Source organism: Streptomyces endophyticus (assembly GCF_035798155.1).
Lineage (GTDB): Bacteria > Actinomycetota > Actinomycetes > Streptomycetales > Streptomycetaceae > Streptomyces > Streptomyces endophyticus.
Genome location: NZ_JAOZYC010000175.1, coordinates 44520 through 50519 on the forward strand (window position 1 = coordinate 44520; position 6000 = coordinate 50519).

The window sequence follows — 6000 nt, forward strand, 5'->3', positions numbered from 1 at the left end:
CCCGCCTCGTGATCGTCTTCTCAACTTTCGCCGGGGCGGGCGGCTGAAAACGACAGGCCCCCGCGAGGATGTGACTCGCGGGGGCCTGTCGGTATTGCGGGTTCCGGTGGAATGTAGCTGCATGCTGAAAGCAGAGCACCACGACTGGGACTGCCCCACCTGCCACGGGATGCGGGGCTTCCGTCAGCTCAAGCCCCACGAGGCGGCACACCTGGCCTCGAAGGGCGACAGCTCGGCCGACATCAACAAGACCTGGCGCTGCGCCACCCCCGGATGCCTGTCGCTACGGCGCCACCTGTCGCCGTGGCACGGCAGCCTCCCCGACGACATCGACGGCTAGTCGAAGATCGGGCCCACCGTGCGGGTGCGCTTGATTTCGTAGAAGCCGGGGACCGAGGCGACGAGGAGTGTGCCGTCCCAGAGCTTGGCGGCCTCCTCGCCCTTGGGGGCCGGGGTGACGACCGGGCCGAAGAAGGCGATCTGCTCGCCGTTGGCGCCGGGCACCGCGATGACCGGCGTGCCGACGTCCTGGCCGACCTTGTCGATGCCCTCCTTGTGCGAGGCCCGCAGCTCCGGCTCGTACTTCGTGCCGTCCCAGTGGTCGAGGAGCGAGGCGGGCAGGCCGACCTCGTCGAGCGCGGCGGCGACGGCCTCCTTCGTGGGACCCTCGCCGCGGTTGTGGATACGGGTGCCGAGCGCCGTGTAGAGGTCACCGAGGACCTCCGCGCCGTGCTCCTGCTCCGCGGCGATGACGACGCGGACCGGGCCCCAGGCCTTGGTCTCCAGAAGCTCGCGGTACTCCTCGGGGAGGTCGTCGAGCTTGTCCTCGTTCAGCACCGCGAGGCTCATCAGGTGCCAGCGGACCTTGATGTCGCGGACCTTCTCGACCTCCAGGACCCAGCGCGAGGTCATCCAGGCCCAGGGGCACAGGGGGTCGAACCAGAAGTCGACGGGGGTCTTCTCGTCCGTTGCTGACATGGCTCTCCTCAAGAAGTCACCGGGTGGTCTCGGCTGCGGCAACGCGGCCCGTGCCCGGTCCATTCCCCGATGTCCGGTGTCGGAGCCGCGTGCGAGGATCGTAGACGTTCGACCAGTCGAGAACGTCACGAAGGAGTGCCGCCGTGCCCGGTGAGAATCTGTCCCGCGACGAGGCCCGCGAGCGGGCGGGACTGCTGTCCGTCGACGGGTACGAGGTGGCGCTCGACCTGCGCTCCGCGGTCGGCGACTTCGCCGGCGAGGGGCCGCGCACCTTCCGTTCCGTGACCACGATCCGGTTTCGGTCGAACGACGCGGGGGCGGGCACCTTCGTCGACCTGATCGCGCCGTCCGTGACGTCCGTGTCGCTGAACGGCGAGGACCTCGACCCGGCGGCCGTGTTCGACGGCAGCCGTATCCAGCTGGAGAGCCTGGCCGAGGAGAACGAGCTGGTCGTCGACGCCCAGTGCGCCTACTCGCGCACCGGCGAGGGCATGCACCGCTTCGTCGACCCCGAGGACGGCGAGGTCTACCTCTACACGCAGTACGAGCCGGCCGACGCGCGCCGTGTGTTCGCGAACTTCGAGCAGCCCGACCTGAAGGCGCCCTACCGGTTCAGCGTGCAGACCCCCGAGGGGTGGACCGCGTGGTCGAACGGCGTGGGCGAACTCGTCGACGGCGCCTGGCAGTTCGCGGAGACCAAGCCGATCTCGACGTACATCACGGCGGTCGTCGCCGGGCCGTACCACTACGTGACGGAACTCTACGAGCGGACCTTCGACGACGGCTCGAAGCTCGTCGTCCCGCTCGGCGCGATGTGCCGCAAGGGACTCGCTCCGTACTTCGACGCCGACGACGTCTTCACGGTGACCAAGCAGGGCCTCGACTTCTTCCACGACCACTTCGACTACCCGTACCCCTTCGGGAAGTACGACCAGGCCTTCGTGCCCGAGTACAACCTCGGCGCCATGGAGAACCCGGGGATGGTGACCTTCCGCGAGGAGTTCATCTTCCGCGGGAAGGTCACGCAGGCGTCCTACGAGCGGCGCGCGAACGTGATCCTGCACGAGATGGCCCACATGTGGTTCGGCGACCTCGTCACCATGCGCTGGTGGGACGACCTGTGGCTGAAGGAGTCCTTCGCCGACTTCATGGGCGCGTTCTCGATGGTGGAGGCGACGCGGTTCACGGACGGCTGGATCACCTTCGCCAACAACCGGAAGTCGTGGGCGTACCGGGCGGACCAGCTGCCGAGCACGCATCCGATCACGGCCGACATCCGGGACCTGGAGGACGCGAAGCTCAACTTCGACGGGATCACGTACGCGAAGGGCGCCTCCGTACTGAAGCAACTCGTCGCGTACGTCGGGCGGGACGCGTTCCTCGAAGGCGCGCGGCGGTACTTCAAGCGGCACGCGTACGGGAACACCGAACTGGGTGACCTGCTCTCCGCGCTTGAGGAGACGAGCGGGCGCGACCTGGCCTCCTGGTCGCGGTCCTGGTTGCAGACGGCGGGCGTCAACTCCCTTACGCCACAGGTCACGTTGAACGCCGAGGGACGGATCACCGAGCTCGCGGTGGTGCAGGAGGCCGTCGCATCGCACCCGGAGCTGCGGCCGCACCGGGTGGCCGTGGGCCTTTACCGGCGTACGGCCGGCGGCGCGGTCGAGCGGTACGCGCGCGCCGAGGTGGACGTGGACGGGCCGCGGACGGTCGTGGGCGAGCTGGCCGGGGCCGAGGCTCCCGAGCTGGTACTGGTCAACGACGACGACCTCACGTACTGCAAGATCCGCTTCGACGAGGGCTCGCTGGCGACGCTGCGGGAGCGCCTTGGTGACATCTCCGACCCCCTGGCGCGGGCCCTGTGCTGGTCGGCGCTGTGGAACGCGACGCGGGACGCGTTGATGCCCGCGCGGGACTTCATCGACCTCGTACTGCGGTTCGCGGGGCGCGAGTCCGACATCGGGGTGCTCCAGATGCTGCACGCGTGGGCGCGTTCCGCGCTCACGCACTACGCGGCGCCCGAGTGGCGCGAGACCGGCGGGCGGCTGCTCGCCGAGGGGGCGCTCAAGGAGCTCCGGATCGCGGAGCCGGGGAGCCAGCACCAGTTGACGTGGGCGCGGTTCTTCGGCGCGGTCGCCTCCAGCGAGGCCGATCTTCAGTTGCTTCAGGGGCTGTTGGAGGTTTCCGGCGGCGCGAAGATCGACGGGCTCGACATCGACCAGGAGCTGCGGTGGGCGTTCCTGGAGACGCTCGCGACGTACGGGGCCGCGGACGAGAACGTGCTGGCGGCGGAGCTGGCGCGGGACGACACCGCCTCCGGCAAGCGGCACCAGGTGCGGTGCCTCGCGGCGCGTCCTTCCGAGGCCGTGAAGGCGCAGGCCTGGGCGCAGGTCGTGGAGTCGGACGCGTTGAGCAACGCGCTGGTGGAGGCCACGATTTCGGGGTTCCAGCAGCCGTCGCAGCGGGCGCTCACCGCGGGGTACGCGGAGAAGTACTTCGCGGTGATCGAGCGGGTGTGGGGAGAGCGGTCGATCCAGATCGGGATGGATGTGGTGCGGGGGCTGTTCCCCGGGCTGCAGGACTCGCGGGCGACGCTGGACGCGACGGATGCGTGGCTCTCCGAGCATGGGCAGGCCGCGCCTGCGTTGCGGCGGCTTGTTCTTGAGGCGAGGGATGATTTGGCGCGGGCCCTGCGGGGGCAGACCTGTGACCGGGTTGCGGTCGGGTAGCCGGGGTTCGGCCGCCCGTCACCTCGCGCCGCACCGGGGCTTCGGGGCTCTGCCCCGGACCCCGCTGCTCAATCGCCGCAGGGGCTTAATCGTGGCGGTGTTACTGAATGCTGGCATTCGGGGCCGTAACCCGGCGTTCGCCAGGGTCTTTCGGCAGTTTGGTGTGTTGGCTTTAGGGCGACGATGTCCGGAGTTTCCTACGGGGGTGTAACAGGGGTTAGAGGGGGTGTTGCGGGCGGGAATGGGCGGGTCATGAACCAGAACACCCCCGCTCCCCTGTCGCCCCGCCCCCTGCGCCACCTCAGCCAGAACCAGCGGCAGCTGATGAGCGCCGCGCAGTTGAAGGCGCACGGCGTGGGCGCCGCCGCCGTCCAGGAGCAGTGCCGGGCCGGTGGGTCCTGGCAACAGTTGCTGCCAGGTGTGTATCTGCTGCACCCCGGCCCGCCCAGTGACGAGGAGCGGCTGCACGCCGTGCTGCTGTACTCGGGGCGGGCCCCCGAGCGGCGCGGCCGGCCGGACGGCGTGCCCACGCAGCACGCCCCCGGCCGCGCGCCGTACTCCGACACCATGGTCACCGGGCTCGCCGCCCTCGCGCTGCACGGCTTCTCCGCCGCTCCCCCGCTGTCCTCGCTCGACCACATCGACGTGCTGATCCCGCGCACCAGGCGACTGCGCTCCACCGCCTTCGCCCGGCTGATCAGGACCACCGGCCTGCCGACTCCCGTACAGCTGAAGGGAGTTCCTGTCACTCCCGTGCCGCGGGCCCTCGCCGACGCGGTGGGGCGGCTGTCCGACGCGGGCGCCGTACGACGGCTGCTCACCGAGGCCGTCCGGGGCGGACACTGTGAACCGGCGGCCGTCGTACGGGAGTTGTCGCAGGCCCGGCTGCTGACCAGGCCGCACGTCATCGACGCCGTCGACTCGCTGCTCGCCGAGGGGCGGACCATCGCCGAGGACCGGCTGTACGCGATGGTGCGCGAGCACGGGCTGCCCGACCCCGTATGGAACGTGGATCTGCGGCTGCCCGGCGGCCCGCACCTCGGCGGCGTCGACGCCTTCTGGCCCGACCACGCCGTCGCGCTTGAGCTGGACACCCGGGCGCCGCGCCAGGACGAGGACGCGCTGTGGAGCGAGTACGCCCGTAAGCGCGAGCACCTGGAGCGGCTCGGGATCACCGTCGTGCACGTCTCCCCGAAGAAGCTGCGCGAGTCGATCGAGCAGCAGGCGGCCATCGTGCGGACCGCGCTGATGGCCTCCGGCGACCGGGACCCGGCGGCGTACGTCGTGGTCCTGCCCCGGTGAGCCGTCGGACTACTTCGGGCAGAACTCCGCCAGGGCCACCTTCGTCATGTCGCCCGTCCAGTCGCCGTTGAAGTTGAACGCGAGTGCGTGCTCGCCGTCCGCCGTGGTCAGGGCCAGCGTCGAGGAGCCGTGGATGCCGCCGCTGTGGCCCCAGACCGTCCTTCCGCAGGGCAGGTCCTCCCGCATCAGGGCGAGGCCGTAGCGCGTGCCGGGAGAGTCCGGGTCCGTGGGGACCGTCGTCTTCATCTCCTTCAGCTGGCGCGCCGGGAGCAGTTCGCCGCGCAGGAGCGCCGTGTAGAAGGTGTTCAGGTCCTTCGAGTCGGAGATGATCTCGCCTGCCGCGCCCGCGATCGACGGGTTGAGCTCGGTGACGTCGACCGGGGTGCCGCTCCCGTCCGCGGTGAGCTTGGAGTACGCGCGAGAGGCGGGGCGCGGGACCGCGGGGTCGGTGCCGGGCAGTGAAGTCGCCTTCAGATGGAGGGGGTTGATGATGCGGTCGCGGATCTCCTCGGCGTACGGGCGGCCCGTGACGCGTTCGACGACCATGCCCGCCAGGACGAAGTTGGTGTTGGAGTAGGCCCACTTCGCGCCGGGGGCGAAGTCGGGCTTGTGGCGGGTGGCGACGCGGACCAGCTCGGTCGGGGTCCAGGTGTCGTAGCGGTGCTTCAGGAAGCCGTCCTTCGCGAAGACCTTCCGCTGGAAGTCCTTGTCCGCCGTGATGTTGAAGATTCCGCTGGTGTGGTTGAGGAGCTGTCGGAGGGTGATCTTCGTGCCGTCGTTGCCGTTGCCCTCGACCAGGCCGGGCAGCCAGTGGTCCACGGTGTCGTCGAGTCCGAGTCTGCCCTCGGCCTCCAGCTGGAGCAGGACCGTGGCGACGAAGGTCTTGGTGAGCGAGCCCGCGCGGTAGTGGTCGTGGGCGCCGCGGCGGCCCGCCGTCCCGTTCCACGCCCGGCCGCCGTCCACGGCCCGCGCGGTGGCGCCGGGGACTCCG

5 protein-coding genes are annotated in these 6000 nt (G+C 70.2%); 3 read left to right on the plus strand and 2 right to left on the minus strand.

All coding sequences use genetic code 11. The annotated features are described in order from the left end of the window. Positions 1-121 precede the first annotated feature (121 nt). Positions 122-340 (plus strand): hypothetical protein, encoded by a 219-nt coding sequence (locus OKJ99_RS36340; protein ID WP_326022584.1) that lies wholly within the window; start codon positions 122-124, stop codon positions 338-340. On the opposite strand, the gene OKJ99_RS36345 is transcribed toward OKJ99_RS36340, so the two are convergent. Continuing rightward, the gene (locus OKJ99_RS36345; protein ID WP_326022585.1) at positions 337-978 is read right to left on the minus strand and encodes a mycothiol-dependent nitroreductase Rv2466c family protein; all 642 of its coding nucleotides are present in this window, start codon (positions 976-978) and stop codon (positions 337-339) included. The two genes, OKJ99_RS36340 and OKJ99_RS36345, sit on opposite strands and share 4 nt — an antisense overlap. A 143-nt stretch (positions 979-1121) precedes the next feature. Here OKJ99_RS36345 and pepN point away from each other — a divergent pair, with 143 nt between their 5' ends. Together pepN and OKJ99_RS36355 are read left to right on the plus strand one after the other, a co-directional pair. Further along, positions 1122-3707 carry an aminopeptidase N gene (gene pepN / locus OKJ99_RS36350; RefSeq protein WP_326022586.1) on the plus strand — a complete coding sequence of 862 codons (2586 nt, stop codon included), beginning with the start codon at positions 1122-1124 and terminating at the stop codon, positions 3705-3707. Between the two features lie 252 nt (positions 3708-3959). Further along, positions 3960-5009, plus strand: coding sequence for a hypothetical protein (locus tag OKJ99_RS36355; RefSeq protein WP_326022588.1), 1050 nt, complete (start codon positions 3960-3962; stop codon positions 5007-5009). Positions 5010-5018: 9 nt separating this feature from the next. On the opposite strand, the gene OKJ99_RS36360 is transcribed toward OKJ99_RS36355, so the two are convergent. Then, on the minus strand, positions 5019-6000 hold a 982-nt coding region (locus OKJ99_RS36360), incomplete at its 5' end, for a serine hydrolase domain-containing protein (protein WP_326022590.1).